The organism is Chelatococcus sp. CO-6 (genome assembly GCF_001271345.1).
Taxonomy (GTDB): Bacteria; Pseudomonadota; Alphaproteobacteria; order Rhizobiales; family Beijerinckiaceae; genus Chelatococcus_A; species Chelatococcus_A caeni.
In genome coordinates this window covers 276,706-291,057 of sequence record NZ_CP012399.1, presented here as the reverse complement: position 1 = coordinate 291,057, position 14,352 = coordinate 276,706, and the positions used below count along the sequence as shown (strand labels likewise).

At 70.0% G+C, this 14,352-nt stretch carries 14 protein-coding genes; 6 read left to right on the top strand and 8 right to left on the bottom strand.

Annotation, left to right across the window (positions count from 1 at the left end):
- Positions 1 to 11: 11 nt before the first annotated feature.
- From AL346_RS21915 to AL346_RS21905, 3 genes are all read right to left on the bottom strand, one after another.
- On the bottom strand, positions 12 to 1,169 hold the full coding sequence (locus tag AL346_RS21915) for a winged helix-turn-helix domain-containing protein (RefSeq protein WP_019403083.1): 1,158 nt from the start codon (positions 1,167 to 1,169) through the stop codon (positions 12 to 14).
- 38 nt (positions 1,170 to 1,207) lie between these two features.
- Positions 1,208 to 1,882, bottom strand: a complete 675-nt coding sequence (locus tag AL346_RS21910; protein ID WP_019403082.1) for an HAD family hydrolase — start codon at positions 1,880 to 1,882, stop codon at positions 1,208 to 1,210.
- A 61-nt stretch (positions 1,883 to 1,943) separates the two neighbouring features.
- Positions 1,944 to 2,870 (bottom strand): LysR family transcriptional regulator, encoded by a 927-nt coding sequence (locus AL346_RS21905; RefSeq protein WP_019403081.1) that lies wholly within the window; start codon positions 2,868 to 2,870, stop codon positions 1,944 to 1,946.
- Positions 2,871 to 2,969: 99 nt separating this feature from the next.
- Here AL346_RS21905 and wrbA point away from each other — a divergent pair, with 99 nt between their 5' ends.
- Together wrbA and AL346_RS21895 are read left to right on the top strand one after the other, a co-directional pair.
- Positions 2,970 to 3,662, top strand: a complete 693-nt coding sequence (wrbA, locus tag AL346_RS21900; protein ID WP_019403080.1) for an NAD(P)H:quinone oxidoreductase — start codon at positions 2,970 to 2,972, stop codon at positions 3,660 to 3,662.
- Positions 3,659 to 4,858, top strand: a complete 1,200-nt coding sequence (locus AL346_RS21895; protein ID WP_019403079.1) for an MFS transporter — start codon at positions 3,659 to 3,661, stop codon at positions 4,856 to 4,858. Before wrbA ends, AL346_RS21895 begins: the two co-directional genes overlap by 4 nt.
- Here the strand turns inward: AL346_RS21895 and AL346_RS21890 are convergent.
- The 3 genes from AL346_RS21890 to AL346_RS21880 all read right to left on the bottom strand — a co-directional run bounded on the left by AL346_RS21890 (position 4,821) and on the right by AL346_RS21880 (position 7,021).
- Entirely contained in the window at positions 4,821 to 5,609 is a 789-nt protein-coding gene (locus tag AL346_RS21890; RefSeq protein ID WP_019403078.1) for an RES family NAD+ phosphorylase, read from the bottom strand. The genes AL346_RS21895 and AL346_RS21890 overlap by 38 nt on opposite strands.
- Complete coding sequence (locus tag AL346_RS21885; protein ID WP_019403077.1) at positions 5,569 to 5,952, bottom strand: antitoxin Xre/MbcA/ParS toxin-binding domain-containing protein; 384 nt, start codon at positions 5,950 to 5,952, stop codon at positions 5,569 to 5,571. The genes AL346_RS21890 and AL346_RS21885 overlap by 41 nt, the downstream gene beginning before the upstream one ends.
- Before the next feature lie 70 nt (positions 5,953 to 6,022).
- Positions 6,023 to 7,021, bottom strand: a complete 999-nt coding sequence (locus tag AL346_RS21880; RefSeq protein ID WP_019403076.1) for a c-type cytochrome — start codon at positions 7,019 to 7,021, stop codon at positions 6,023 to 6,025.
- Between the two features lie 194 nt (positions 7,022 to 7,215).
- Between AL346_RS21880 and AL346_RS21875 the strand changes: the two genes are divergently transcribed.
- From AL346_RS21875 to AL346_RS21860, 4 genes are all read left to right on the top strand, one after another.
- Positions 7,216 to 7,803: a hypothetical protein gene (locus tag AL346_RS21875; protein ID WP_019403075.1), complete on the top strand. Its 588-nt coding sequence runs from the start codon at positions 7,216 to 7,218 to the stop codon at positions 7,801 to 7,803.
- 293 nt (positions 7,804 to 8,096) lie between these two features.
- Positions 8,097 to 9,125: an ABC transporter substrate-binding protein gene (locus AL346_RS21870; RefSeq protein WP_019403074.1), complete on the top strand. Its 1,029-nt coding sequence runs from the start codon at positions 8,097 to 8,099 to the stop codon at positions 9,123 to 9,125.
- Positions 9,126 to 9,187: 62 nt separating this feature from the next.
- A complete protein-coding gene (locus tag AL346_RS21865; protein WP_026015292.1) occupies positions 9,188 to 10,045 on the top strand; it encodes a proline/glycine betaine ABC transporter permease in 858 nt (285 codons plus the stop codon).
- 11 nt (positions 10,046 to 10,056) lie between these two features.
- Complete coding sequence (locus tag AL346_RS21860) at positions 10,057 to 11,313, top strand: glycine betaine/L-proline ABC transporter ATP-binding protein (protein WP_019403072.1); 1,257 nt, start codon at positions 10,057 to 10,059, stop codon at positions 11,311 to 11,313.
- A gap of 32 nt (positions 11,314 to 11,345) precedes the next feature.
- Here the strand turns inward: AL346_RS21860 and AL346_RS21855 are convergent, their stop codons facing one another.
- The gene (locus AL346_RS21855) at positions 11,346 to 12,734 is read right to left on the bottom strand and encodes an aspartate aminotransferase family protein (RefSeq protein ID WP_019403071.1); all 1,389 of its coding nucleotides are present in this window, start codon (positions 12,732 to 12,734) and stop codon (positions 11,346 to 11,348) included.
- A 14-nt stretch (positions 12,735 to 12,748) separates the two neighbouring features.
- Positions 12,749 to 14,248: an NAD-dependent succinate-semialdehyde dehydrogenase gene (locus AL346_RS21850; RefSeq protein ID WP_019403070.1), complete on the bottom strand. Its 1,500-nt coding sequence runs from the start codon at positions 14,246 to 14,248 to the stop codon at positions 12,749 to 12,751.
- Positions 14,249 to 14,352: the final 104 nt, after the last annotated feature.

The following is a 14,352-nucleotide window of genomic DNA, read 5'->3' as shown; positions in this document are numbered from 1 at the left end:
GGGGCGTCCGGTCAACGCGCCAGCTGGAAGCGCTCGAAGCGGTGCAGCTCCTCGTCGATCACCGTCTTCAGGCCCTCGCGCACGCCCTCGGTGAACCAGGTCCACTGCTGGATGAGCAGCTTGCCGTTCTCCCGGTCCGCCTTGAGGTCGATGGCGGCGACGATCTCGTCGCCGACGAGGACCGGCAGCGCGAAATAGCCGAGACGGCGCTTGTCCTTCGGCACATAGGCCTCGAAGCGGTGCTCGTAGCCGAAGAAGAGCTGCGTGCGCTTGCGCTGGATCATCAGCGGGTCGAAGGGCGAGAGGATGTGCACCGTGTCGGACGGCGCGCCGCCCGCCGTGGCGAGCACCTCCGGCCGGGCCCAGTGGAGCAGCTTCTCCTCCCCCGCGAGGACGACGGGCACGAGCTCCTTGCGGCGCACCCGCGCCTCGATCGCCTGCCGCACGGCGGGCTTGCTGCCGGCGTCGAGATAGCAGATGGAATCGAGGCTCACGAGGCCCTGCGCCCTGAGCGCGCGGTCGAGCAGATAGGCCGCCCGCTCCTTCTCGGAGGCCGGCTTCGGCGGCGCGTCCCAGCCGAAATGCCGCTCCATCAGCTCGTAGGTCTTGACCATGCCGTTGCGGGCGCTAACCGTCAGCACGCCCGTGTAGAAGGCGAGCTGCAGCGCCCGCTTCGACGGCTTGCGGCTGGCCCAGGGATGGTCCTTCTCGACGAGGACGTCGTCCTCGATGTCGCGGATGGTCAGCGGTCCTTCGCTCCTGACGAGCGTCAGCACCTTGCCGAGATCCGCCTTCTTGACCGAGGCGAACCACGGCCGCGGCTGCCGGCGGTAGCGCTTCATCGCGCCGAGATAGAAGCGCAGGTCCCGCGTCGGCACGTAGGACAGGGCGTGCGTCCAATATTCGAAGACGCTCTTGTCGACGCTCTGCGCCCGGGCGAGGTCCTCGCGGCGATAGGCCGGGATGCGCGTCCACAGGATGTGGTGATGGCAACGCTCGATGACGTTGATGGTGTCGATCTGCACATAGCCGAGATGTTCGACCGCCGCCTGCGTCGCCTCCGGCCCCGCGCCGAAGGGCTCGGGCGTGTCGAGCCGCTGCGCGGCGATCCAGATGTGCCGGGCCGCGGCCTTGGAAAGAACGTGGGGTGTCGTCGTCTTGGGCGCCATGGCGCGGACGATAGCCGGATTCGCCGCGGGATGGGGAGTTACCGCCGGCCGCCCACCTCGTCGATGTGGTTGAGCAGGTCGGCCGGGTCGTCGTAGACGCGGAAGGCGCCGGCCTGGCGCAACTCATCCGGGCCGTAGCCGCCGCTCAGGAGGCCGACGCCGAGCGCGCGGCAGCGCGTTGCCGCCAGCATGTCCCAGATGGCGTCGCCGACGACGACCGCCGTCTCGATGGGCGCGGCGAGCCGGCCGGCGGCAGCGACGAAGAGGTCGGGGTCGGGCTTGGCATATTTCACCTGGTCGCGCGTGACGACCGGCACCTTGACGGGGTCGACGCCGAGCGCCTCGATGTTGAGCGATGCCGTCTCCATGCGGCCGCTGGTGGCGATCGCCCAGGGAATGCCGTTGTCGGTGAGCCAGGCGAGCAGTTCGCGCGCGCCGGGCAGCGGCCGCACCTGGCCGGCGAGGCGCTTGTAGGCCGCCGCGTGGCCCTGGCGCAGGCGGTCGACGCGCTCGGCCGAGATATCCATGCCCGTCTCGCGCAGGAGCTGGTTGGTGAAGAGGCCGCCGCTCATGCCGATCTTGCGGTGGATGCGCCAGACGGACAGGTCGATGCCCTCGGCATCGAGCGCCTCCTTCCAGGCAAGGACATGCTGGTAGACGCTGTCGACGAGCGTTCCGTCGAGATCGAACAGGAAGACGGGTTCGATACGCATGGGGTCGCACCTCGCGGCTGGGTCGGGGCTCACACCGTCTTCTCACGACGCGCCCGGCTTGTCACCGCTCAATGGCGGGTCCGGCGCCGGCATGCCGTTCGAGCGCCGCACCGAAGGCGCGCGCCGCCGGGCCGAGCGGCGCGTCCGTCCGGTGCACCAGATAGGCGGTGACGACGGCCTCCCCGCCCGGCCCGAAGGCCGTCGCATTGAGCCGCACCAGGCGGCCCTCGGCGAGATCGCGCGCCACGAGCCACAACGGCAGGCGCCCCCAGCCCAGGCCGCCGAGGATGAGCGCGTGCTTCACCTCCTGGGTGTCGACGCGCCAGGTGCCCGGCGACAGGACGCCGAAGTCCCGCCCCTGCGACAGGGGCGAGGGATCCTCGAGCACGATCTGCAGGTGGTCGGCGAGGTCCTCCATGCCGAGCGGCTCCTGCGGATCGCGCTGGCCGAGCGGATGAGAGGCGGCGGCGACGGCGACGAAGGCGAGCCGCGTCAGGATGCGGCGCGCGATGCGCGGGTCGGGAAAGTCGCCGCCCACGTTGATGCCGAGCGTCGAGCGGCCTTCGCGCACGGCGACGAGCGGGCCGCCGAGCGGCAGGAAGGAGACGCGCACCGCCACGGACGGGTGGCTCGCCCTGAGGTCGCGCAGAGCGGCGGCGATGACGGGCAGGGAAAAGAGCGTGTCGACCACGATCGGCAGCTCGATCTCGAGATCCTGCGAGAGGCCGCGCGCCCGGGCGCGTAGGAAGTCCACCTTGAGCAGCGCCGCCCGCGCATCCTCGAGCAGCGCCCTGCCCTCCCGGGTCAGCACCGGGCGCCGGCCCGAGCGGTCGAACAGGGCAAGGCCGAGTTCCGCCTCGAGATTGGCCATCGCATGACTGATGGCCGACTGCACGCGGCCGAGGCGCGCGGCGGCCGCGCGGAAGCTGCCGGCCTCGGCGACCGCGACGAAAACCCGAAGCTGATCGAGAGTGAGTGCATCCAGCATGATCTATATCTTCGATCGTTCAGAGCGAAATTTTCTCACTTATATCGATCGATGCAAGCGTCCATTTCTTCTGTGACACGCGCTGAGAGGATGCACGACATGCGAACACGCGAAGACATAACGGACGGCAGGCACGGCAACGAGGTGCGCCCACGGGTGCTCGTTCTCTATTACTCGTCCTACGGCCATATTGCCGCCCTCGCCGCCGCGGTTGCCGAAGGGGCCGGCGGGGCCGGAGCCGAGGTCGCGGTCAAGCGCGTACCGGAGCTGGTGCCCGACGAGGTGGCGCGTCGGGCCGGCTACGACCTGACGCAGGAGGCGCCCGTCGCCACGGTGGCCGAGCTCGCCGACTACGACGCCATCGTCATCGGCACGCCCACCCGCTTCGGCAACATGGCGGCGCAGATGAAGAACTTCCTCGACCAGGCCGGCGGGCTCTGGGCGCGGGACGCGCTGGTCGGCAAGGTCGGCGCCGTCTTCACCTCCACCGGCAGCCAGCACGGCGGGCAGGAGACGACCATCCTGACGGCGCATGTGGTCATGATGCACCTCGGCATGGTCGTCGTCGGCCTGCCCTACACCTTCAAGGGTCAATTGCGCATGGACGAGATCACCGGCGGCTCGCCCTACGGTGCCTCGACGCTCGCCGACGACGGCAGCGGCGGCGACCGGCGCCCGAGCGAGAACGAGCTCGCCGGCGCCCGCTTCCAGGGCCGCCACGTCGCGGAGATCGCCGGCCTTCTCGCCATCGGCCGAGCCCGGCGGGACATCCGCGCGCGGGAGGACGCATGACCGGCGGGCGCGGCACGACCGGCCTCATCGTCGGCGCCGGCATCGTGTCCGCCTTCCAGGTGGGCAAGGCGCCGCTGGCGCTGGAAGCCGTGCGGGCGGATCTCGGCCTCTCCCTTGCCGCCGCCGGCTGGCTGCTCTCGGCCTTCGCCATCGTGGGCGCCGTGGCGGGCATGGCGATCGGCCTCGCGGCAGGGCGCGCCGGCATGCGCCGGCTCGCCGTCGGCGGCCTTCTCCTGCAGGCGCTCGGCAGCGCCATCGGGGCCGGCGCCGGCGGCGCGCCCCTCCTCCTCGCGAGCCGCGCCATCGAAGGCCTCGGCTTCCTCGCGGTCGTCGTCGCGGCTCCGGCGCTTCTCGCGGCGATCACGCCCGCGCCTCGCGCCGGCCGGGTCTTCGCGCTGTGGAGCACCTTCATGCCGGTGGGCATGACGATCATCCTCGCCGCGGCGCCGCTGCTGCCCGTCCTCGGCTGGCGCGGGTTATGGCTCGGCAATGCCGCGCTGCTCGCGGGCTATGCCCTCGTCGTCGCCCTGCGCACGAAGGGCCTTTCCCTGCCCCTTCCGCCGGAAGGCATGGGCGCGGATGCGCGCGAAACCCTCGGCAGGCGCGGACCATGGCTGCTCGCCGGGCTGTTCGCGGCCTTCTGTATGGGCTTTTTCGCCGCCTTCGGCTTCCTGCCGACGATCCTCGGCGAGCGCCTGGCCGTTGCGCCGGCGGCGGCGAGCCTGCTGACCGCGCTCGCCATCCTCGCCAGTGCCGGCGGCAACCTTTTCTGCGGCCGCCTCATCGCCCGGGGCTGGAGCCGTCGGGGCCTTCTCGTCATCGGCTTCGCGGCCATGGCCGTCTGCGGCATCGGCATCTTCACCCCGTCGATGCCGGGCGCCGGCGCCTATGTGTCGTGCCTCATGTTCTCGGCCATCTCCGGCCTCATCCCCGTCGTCCTCTTCGATGCCGCGCCGCATTACGCACCGCGGCCCGACCGCGCGGGCGCCACCATGGGGCTGCTGATGCAGGGCAACAACCTCGGGCTGCTCGTGGGCCCGGCCGCGGCGGGGCTCCTCGCCGGAAGCCTCGGCTGGCCGAGCCTCGCCGCCCTCGTGGCCGTCGTCGCGCTCGCCGGCATCGCGCTTGCGGCGATGCTGCCGCCGCGGCGGACGGACGTCAGCGCCGCGGCGAAGCCGTCGGCCGCTCCCAGTTGAAGCCGGCAAGGCGCGGATCGTCGGCGAAGGCCTCGCGGCCGAATTCGAGGCCGCTCGCGGGAAAGTCGCAGACGGCCTGCACGCCGCTCGGCCCGAGGCGCATGCGCCAGGTCTGCCGCTCGAGCGGCCGCGGCTCGGAGAAGGCGGCGCAGGTGAGCACCGCGACATTGGCGCCGCGCTCGGGATCGCGCACCGATTCATAGCGGATGACGGCGATGTCCGCCTCCCGCGCCGCATCGGCGAGCCCCTGGCAGGCCTCATAGGCGAGACGGTCGGTCCACAGCGCCCTGTCGCGCACGAGCGGCGGGGCCGTGAGGTCGAGCGCCCGCGCCACGGCGACGGCGGCGGAGAAGGCCGTGTAGTCGGTCGTGTTCGCCGGCCAGGGCGTCATCGGCGATTCGGCGAAGAAGAGGAGGCGGTAGAAGGCCATCTCGGCCACGGCGGTGCGCGGCGCCTCGGCGGCGTAGTAGACGCCGGCGGTGCGGCCGGCGCGGCGGAAGCGCGAGCCCCTGGGATATTCCGCCCCGTAGCGGAACGGCGTGGCCAGCAGATAGTCGAGGTGCCGGCACTCCGGCGGCAGCGCCGGCTTCGTCTCCTCGATGAGGTCCTCGAGGAGCTTCTGCTCATCGAGGTTGTCCACGAGCTTGAGGGTCGAGACGCGGTGCTGCGCCTCGATGAGCCGCCAGCAACGCCCCGCGTGCGGACGCGCCTCAGACGAGAGCGCGGCGGGCGTCCAGATAGGCGATGACATCGACGAGACCGGCGACGGTGCCGATCCGGTCGAGCGGCCGGGCACCGAGAAGGGTGTTGGGATTGCGCAGCCAGGCGCGGGCGACGGTCTCGTCCCCGCCGACGATCGCATCGAGCGAGCGGAAGAGACGCACGAACAGGACCGACAGCTCGAAGGACTTGGTGCCGGTCTCGAGCACGTAGTCACCGCGCTTCATGCGCGATACGGTGGCTTCGCTGAGGCCAACGATGCCGGCGAGCGCCCGCGCGGTGATGTCGAGCCGGTCGGCCGCCCGCAAGAGCGCCTTCGTCAGCACCGTGCCCGGGTCGGGCACATCGGCTCGCCGCTCGAGGATCTGCGCCATGGTCGCTTCTTTCAACCGCTTCTTTCCACGGAAAACATGAATAGCATAAATTTCTATGGAACGGAAATTTTCACCGGCTCTGCCCCGCTTTCAGCCGTGCCACTTCGACGCGGATGGGTGCAAACGGCCCGTAGCGGTGCTGGCTTTCCGAAAACCCGTCGGCATAGGGGCCATAGGGCGCATCCACCGGTTTGTCGAGCTTGTCGGGGAAATCCGCGGCAAGGTCCGCCTTGCGCGGCCGCGGCTGCGAGACGACGAAGGCAGCGACGTCCCAGGCGTCCTCGGGGGCGAGCCGCGGCATCACCCAGCTCGTGCCGTTCGGCATGTTGTCGTGCACGAAATTGGCGATGGTGATGAGCCGGTTCATGCCGGCCCCGTCGTTGAAGCTGTCCTCGCCCCAGAGCGGCGGCGTCGCATAACCGAGCGCATCGCCCCTGACGCCGCGCCGCACGCCTTCGCCGCCGGTGCCGTGGCACAGGGCACAGTTGGCGCGGTAGACTTCGGCACCGCGCGCCGGATCGGCCGGCCGGTCGAGCTCCGCCATCGCCTGCAGGCCCTGCCCGGCCACGGCGGCATCCTTCGGCAGGCCGTTCGAGAGCACGCGGATATAGGCGACGAGCGCCAGCATCTCGCGGCCGGCCGCCGGCAGGGGCCGGCCGTTCATGGATCGCGTCATGCAGCTGTTGACCCGGTCCTCGATCGACACCTCCTCGCCGCGCCGGGTGCTGTAGCGCGGGTAGTCGACGAAGGCACCCACGAGAAGCAGGCCGAATTTCTTGCGCCCCTCGTCGAGATGGCAGTTGCGGCAGGCGAGATTGTTGCCGGCATAGCGCCGGGAAGCATCCGCCACCTCCGGCCCGACATGGGCATAGGTCGCCGCCACCAGCGAGCGGCCGTAGCGCACGAGCCGGCCGTTCTCGTCATCCGGCAGATGATCGATGTCCGGCACGCTCCAGACGGTGACGGGCGCCGCCGGCGCGCTCTGGGCTTGCGCTCGCTCCGCGCCGGCGAGCCCGACGAAGAGGACGAGCCCCGCGGCAAGCCTGCCCAGAACCCTGTCGACCATCATGATGTGCCCCCGTCCATCCCGGGCGAATGCCCGGTCCCCATCGTCCATGCAAGCCGAAGCGGCCGGCAAGAGCAAGGCCGCAGGCAGCCGGACCTGCACCGCTGGAACAATGGGCCGCCGTTCCCATTTCTTGAGGGAGCCCGCTGCGAACCCGGGCTCAAATCCGTGGCTCCCGACCGAGGGGAGAACAAGCGATGCTGCCATCCCGCCGCTCCGTCCTCCACGCCTTCCTTTCGGCACCCGCAGCCTCCCTGCTCGCCTCGGCTTCCGCCGGCGCGCAGCCGGTCCCCGCACCGCTCACACGCACGCCGGCCTGCGACGGGCTGGAGCCGACGCCGCCCGCAACCGAGGGGCCCTTCTACAAGCCGGACACGCCGGAGCGGCGCAGTTTCGCCGAGGACGTGCCCGGCGGTGAGCCGATCACGCTCGCCGGCTTCGTGCTCGACGAACAATGCCGGCCGCAGGCAGGGGCCCTCGTCGAGCTCTGGCACGCCGACGACGAGGGGCGATACGACAATGCCGGCTACAGGCTGCGCGGGCACCAGTTCACCGACGAGGGCGGACGCTGGTGGTTCTCCACCATCGTGCCCGCTCTCTACACCGGCCGCACGCGCCACTACCACGTCAAGGTGCAGCGCCGCGGCGGCGACGTGCTGACGACGCAGCTCTACTTTCCCGGCGAGGCGCGCAACGCCCGTGACCGCCTGTTCGACGAGCGCCTCCTGATGCGTGTCGAGGAGACCGCCGACGGAAAATTCGCCCGTTACGACTTCGTCGTCTGACGCCGGCAAGGCGGGATCACCGATCCGCGAGAATTGCGCAGATCATCATATGTATTGATCGCGCCCTTCGGCCCACGTCAGGCTTTCTCCGATCATATCCGCCATCCCTTGCGGCCCTGAAGGGTTGCAATGCCAGGCTATATCGCCTAACGTGCGCCGCATCATACATATGCAGCAATCATCAACTGCGCAGGCGCATGTCTGCGCAATGCTTGTTGTATTTGGCATCGATTTTCTTGCGCAAGAACAAGAAATATAAAGAATCAAATTCACGGAACCAAGAGGAAGAGCTAATGACAATCACGAAGACGATCGGCCTTGCCGCCGCGATGTCCCTGGCTGCCATCATCGGCGCCGCGGCGCCCGCTGCCGCCCAGAGCTGCGAGGTCGACAGGCCTGTTGTTTTCGGCGATCTCGATTGGGATTCGAACTTCTTTCACAATGCTGTCGCCCGCTTCATCGTGGAGAAGGGATACGGCTGCAAGACCGATTCGATCCCCGGCTCCACCATCCCGCTCTACACGGGTGCGGTGCGCGGCGACGTCGACGTCGTGATGGAGATCTGGTCGAACACGGCGCCAGAGGTGTGGCGCGACGGCGTCAAGGACGGCAAGGCGGTGGAGATCGGCGTCAACTATCCCGACGCCATCCAGGCCTGGTTCGTGCCGCGCTACCTCGTCGAGGGCGAGGACGCCCCCGCCAAGGACCTGAAGTCGGTGTCGGACCTGCCGAAGTTCAAGGAGCTGTTCAAGGATCCGGAGGAGCCGGAGAAGGGCCGCTTCTACAACTGCATCTCCGGCTGGGCCTGCGAGGTCATCAACACGAAGAAGCTCGCCGCCTACGACCTCAACGAAACCTACGTCAATTTCCGCCCCGGCACGGGCGCAGCGCTGATCGCGGCCATCGAGAGCAACATCAAGCGCAAGCGGCCTATCGTCTTCTACTACTGGGGCCCCACCTGGGTGCTCGGCAAGATCGGCGATCAGGTCGTCCAGCTCGAGGAGCCGGCCTATGACGACGCCGTCTGGAACACGCTGATGGAGACGAAGAACGCCGAGGACGTGGAGAAGGCGACCGCCTATCCCCTCACCAAGGTGCTCATCGGCGCCAATGCCGAATTCGCCAAGAAGGCGCCGAACCTGGTCGCCTTCCTCGAGAAGTACGAGACGACGAGCGCGCTCGTCTCCGAAGCCCTCGCCTACATGCAGGACAACGACGGCTCGGCCGAGAAGGCCGCCGAGAACTTCCTGAAGACCCGCGAGGATCTGTGGACGCAGTGGGTGCCGGCAGACATCGCCGAGCGCGTCAAGCAGGCGCTCTGACTGCCCCAGCGCCTCGCCGCCCCCGGCGGTGAGGCGCCCCACCGGACACCTTTGGCATGAACATCTTTCCCGACATCCGCGGGCCGATCGCGGCCGCGACGAACGACCTCGTGGATTTCCTCGTCGTCGATTACGGCGACGCCTTCGAAGCCTTCTCCAACGTCCTCCTCCAGGCGCTGCTCTTCATCGAGCGCGGCCTGCGCGCCGTGCCGCCCTGGGCGATGATCCTGATCATCGCGGCGGTGGCGCTGGCGGCGAGCCGCAAGCCGCTCATGGCCGTCGGCGCCGCCGCCGGGCTGTGGTTCATAGGCGCGCTCGGGATGTGGGACCAGGCGATGCAGACGCTCGCCATCATCCTCGTGTCGGTCTGCTTCTGCATCCTCGTCGGCCTGCCGCTCGGCGTCCTCGCCGCCTCCTCGCGGATGTTCCGCCGCGGGCTCATCCCCGTGCTCGACCTGATGCAGACCATCCCGAGCTTCGTCTATCTCATCCCGGCGGCGATGCTCTTCGGCCTCGGCAAGGTGCCGGCGATCCTCGCCACCGTCATCTATGCCCTGCCGCCGCTCATCCGCCTCACCGACCTCGGCATCCGCGAGGTCGACGGCGAGGTGGTGGAGGCGAGCCGCGCCTTCGGCGCGACGCGCGCCCAGATCCTCACCGGCGTGCAGATCCCCCTGTCGATGCCGACCATCATGCAGGGCATCAACCAGACCACGATGCTGGCGCTGTCCATGGTCGTCATCGCCTCGATGATCGGCGCGCGCGGCGTCGGCGAGACGGTGCTGCTCGGCCTGCAGCGCAACGATTCCGGCACCGGCCTCGTCGGCGGCATCACCATCGTCATCCTCGCCGTCGTGATCGATCGCATCACCCAGGCCTACGGCCGGCGCCTGCAGCGCCACCGCAGTGCCGAGGCCTGAGAGGAGCCGCCATGCCGCTCATCGAACTCGACCACGTCGTCACCATCTTCGGCAATGATCCCGAGGGAGCCCTCGCGCGCGTGCGCGCCGGGGCCGACAAGAAGACCCTGCTCGCCGAGACGAACCACGTCCTCGGCCTCGACGACATCACGCTCTCCATCGAGGCGGGCGAGATCTTCGTCGTCATGGGCCTGTCCGGCTCGGGCAAGTCGACGCTGGTGCGCCACATCAACCGGCTGATCGATTCGACCGCCGGGGCGGTGCGCATCGACGGCACGGACATCATGGCCCTGTCGAAGAAGGAGCTCATCGCCCTGCGCCGCCGGCGCATCGCCATGGTCTTCCAGCGCTTCGGCCTGCTGCCGCACCGGCGGGTGCTCGAAAACGCGGCCTACGGGCTCGAGATCCGCGGCCTCCCCAGGGCCGAGCGCGAGGCAAGCGCCCGCGACTGGCTGGAGCGCGTCGGCCTCAAGGGCTACGAGGACCGCTATCCCGGGGAGCTGTCGGGCGGCATGCAGCAGCGCGTCGGCCTCGCCCGCGCGCTCGCCGCCGATACCGACATCATCCTCATGGACGAGGCCTTCTCCGCGCTCGACCCGCTCATCCGCAGCGAATTGCAGGACGAGCTCGTCGCCCTGCAGCGCGCCACGGGCAAGACCATCGTCTTCATCACCCACGATCTCGACGAGGCGCTGCGACTCGCCGACCGCATCGCCATCCTGAAGGACGGGCGGCTCGTGCAGGTGGGCACGCCCACCGACATCCTGCTCTCGCCGGCCGACCCTTACGTCGAGGCCTTCGTGCGCGACGTGAACCGCGCCCGCGCGCTGACCGTCGACAGCCTGATGCAGCCGCCGGCCCTGCGCCTCAGCGAGGAGAGCATCGGCGAGGCGCTCGCCGCCATGCGCCGCACCAAGTCCGACGTCGCCTACGTGGTCGACGACGGGCGCTTCGCCGGCGTGGTGACGAAGGAAGGGTTGGAGCGCGCGGCGGTGACGCAGGGCGCCGGCGAGGCGGTGGCCGCCGTGGCGGAGGCCCATCCCGCCGTCACCGCCGATACGGCGATCGAGAGCGCCATCCCGACGCTGCTCGAAAGTCCCCATCCGCTGCCGGTCGTCACCGAGGACGGGGAACTCGCCGGCATCGTCCGCCCCGAAAGCGTGAGCGAGGTGCTCGTCAGCGAGCGCACCCAGGCGGATCTCGTCGAGAGTGCGGGTGCCGGCGAGGCGGCCGCGAGCCGCCGCGCCGATATCGACAGCGCGGCGTGAGCGGAGGCGGGCCGGCGGCCCGCCTCACCGTTTCACCGCGGCAGCACGGCCTCGACCGCCGCCTTCGCCGCGGCTACGACCACATCCGCCTCCTCGCGCGCCAGGCACAGCGGCGGCGCAAAGCCGAGGATGTCGCCCTGCGGCATGGCGCGGCCGATGACGCCGCGCTCGAGAAGGGCGGCTGCGACGCGCGGCCCGACCTTCTCTTCCACCGCGAAGAAGGCGCGGTCGTCCTTGTCCTTCACGAACTCGACGGCCGCGAGCAGCCCCTCGCCGCGCACCTCGCCGACATGGGGATGGCCGGCGAGCGCCTCCTTGAGGCCCTTCACGAAATAGGCGCCGACCTCCCCCGCATTGGCGACGAGGCCGAGCTCGTCGACGAGCTCGAGATTGGCGACGCCCGCCGCGGCGCAGAGCGGATGGGCCGAATAGGTCCAGCCATGGCCGATGGGGCCGAATTTGTCCGAGCCCTCCTCGAGCACGCGCCACACCTTCTCCGATACGATGACGCCCGAGAGCGGCGCATAGGCCGAGGTCAGCCCCTTCGCGATCGTGATGAGGTCCGGCCGGATGCCGTAGTGGTCGGAGCCGAACATCGAGCCGAGGCGCCCGAAGCCGGTCACCACCTCGTCGGCGATGAGCAGGATGTCGTACCTGGCGAGCACGGCCTGGATCTTCTCCCAGTAGCCGGCCGGCGGCGGCACGATGCCGCCGGTGCCGAGCACCGGCTCGCCGATGAAGGCCGCCACCGTCTCCGGCCCCTCGGCGAGGATCAGCGCCTCCAGCTTCTCGGCGCACCAGGCCGAGAACTGGTCCTCGCTCATGCTCCGGTCGGGGCGGCGGAAGTAGTACGGCGCCTCGGTGTGCAGCACGGGCGGCAGCGGCAGGTCGAACTGGTTGTGGAAGGCGGCGAGGCCCGTGAGGCTGCCGGTCATCAGGCCGGAGCCGTGATAGCCGCGCCAGCGCGAGATGATCTTCTTCTTCTGAGGCCGGCCGAGCACGTTGTTGTAGTACCAGACGAGCTTGATGTTGGTCTCGTTGGCATCCGAGCCCGAGAGGCCGAAGAAGACGCGGCTCATGCCCTCCGGCGCGCGGTCGATGATCATCTTGGCGAGGCGGATCGACGGCTCGGAGCCGTGGCCGACATACGCGTGATAATAGGGCAGCTTCGCCGCCTGCTCGGCGATAGCCTCGGCGATCTTCTCCCGGCCGTAGCCGACATTGACGCAGTAGAGCCCGGCGAAGGCGTCGAGGCTGCGCCGGCCCTGCCGGTCGACGATATGGACGCCCTCGCCGCCGGCGATGATGCGGTTGGGGCTCTCGCCACGGGCGTGCTGGCCCATGTGGGTCGACGGGTGGAAGAAGTGGTCCCGGTCCCAGGCGGTGAGTTCGTTGTCGGGCAGGATGGTCTTGTCGAGCATGGTCGTCTCCGGGATCAGGAAAGGTCGAGGCAGAGGTACTTGAGGTCCGTGAAGGCTTCGAGGCCGTGGCGGGAGCCCTCGCGGCCGAGACCGGAGAGCTTGACGCCGCCGAAGGGCACGGGCGGGCCGGTGAGCTTGACGCGGTTGACGGCCACCATGCCGTAATCGAGCGCCCGGCCGAGGCGCAGGGCCCGCGCCCCGTCCCGCGTCACCACATAGGCGGCGAGGCCATAGTCGCTGGCATTCGCCCGGGCGATCACCTCCGCTTCGTCGTCGAAGGGCGTGACGGGCGCGACCGGCGCGAAGGTCTCCTCGCGCATGATGGCCGCTTCGTCCGGCACATCCACGAGCACGGTCGGCTGGAAGAACAGGGTGCCCTCCTCCGGCCCGCCGCCGACGAGGCAGCGCGCCCCGCGCCGCACGGCATCCTCCACATGCGCCCTGGCCTTGGCGACCGCGCGCGCATGCATCAAGGGGCCGATATCGGTCCCGGACGCGAGGCCGGGGCCGACCTTCAGCGTCTTCACCCGCGCGGCGAAACGCGCGCAGAAGGCGTCGTAAAGGCCGCGCTGGACATAGATGCGGTTGGCGGCGAGGCAGTCCTGCCCGGAGGTGGCGAATTTGGCGTCGACCGCGATGGCAACGGCGCGGTCGAGGTCGGCATCGTCGAAGACGATGAGCGGGGCGTGCCCGCCGAGCTCCAGCACCAGCCGCTTCATGCCGGCGGCGGCCTTCATCGCCACCTGCCGGCCGATCTCGGTCGAGCCGGTGAAGCTCACCGCGCGCACCCGCTCGTCCTCGCAGAAGCGCCCGGCGATGATGGCGGCATCGCCCGTCACCACGTTGAAGACGCCCCCGGGCAGGCCGGCCCGCTCGCCGAGCTCGGCGAGCGCCAGCGCGGACAAAGGCGTGCAGGAGGAGGGATGGGCGACGACCGTGCAGCCGGCGGCGAGCGCTGCGGCCGCCTTGCGCGTCAGCATGGCGGAGGGGAAGTTCCACGGCGTCAGCAGCGCGGCGATGCCGACCGGCTCGCGCCGCACCATCATCTCCGCGTGGGGCAGATGGCTGGTGACGCCCTCGACATTCACCCGCACGGCCTCTTCCGCATACCAGGCGACGAAGGAGGCGGCATAGTCGATCTCGCCGCGGGCCTCGGCGAGGGGCTTGCCCTGCTCCATCACCATGATGACGGCGAGGTCCTCGCGCGCCGCGATGATGAGGTCGTACCAGGCTCTGAGGCGCGCCGCCCGCTCCTGCGGCAGCAGCGCGCTCCAAGCCGGAAAGGCGCGGTGCGCCGCCGCAACGGCCGCATCGGCGGCATCGGCCCCGAGCGCGGCGACGCGGGCGACGAGCGTGCCGTCGGCGGGATCGTTGACGTCGAAGACGGCGCCGTCGGGCGCCGCCGTCCAGCGGCCGTCGACATAGCCGAGCGTGCGCACGAGCCGCTGGTCCTTCAGGCGGCCGTAGCCCGGATGATGCTCGACGGCACGCGCCGTCGCGGCAAGAGCGTTCATGGGTTCTCCTCCGGCGAAGTCCTTCACCGCGAGGCTAGCCGCGGCGGCGCCGAGACTTGGTCCGTTCTCGCCTCCCGCCGCCGAGGAAGTTTCGGTATTTCGGC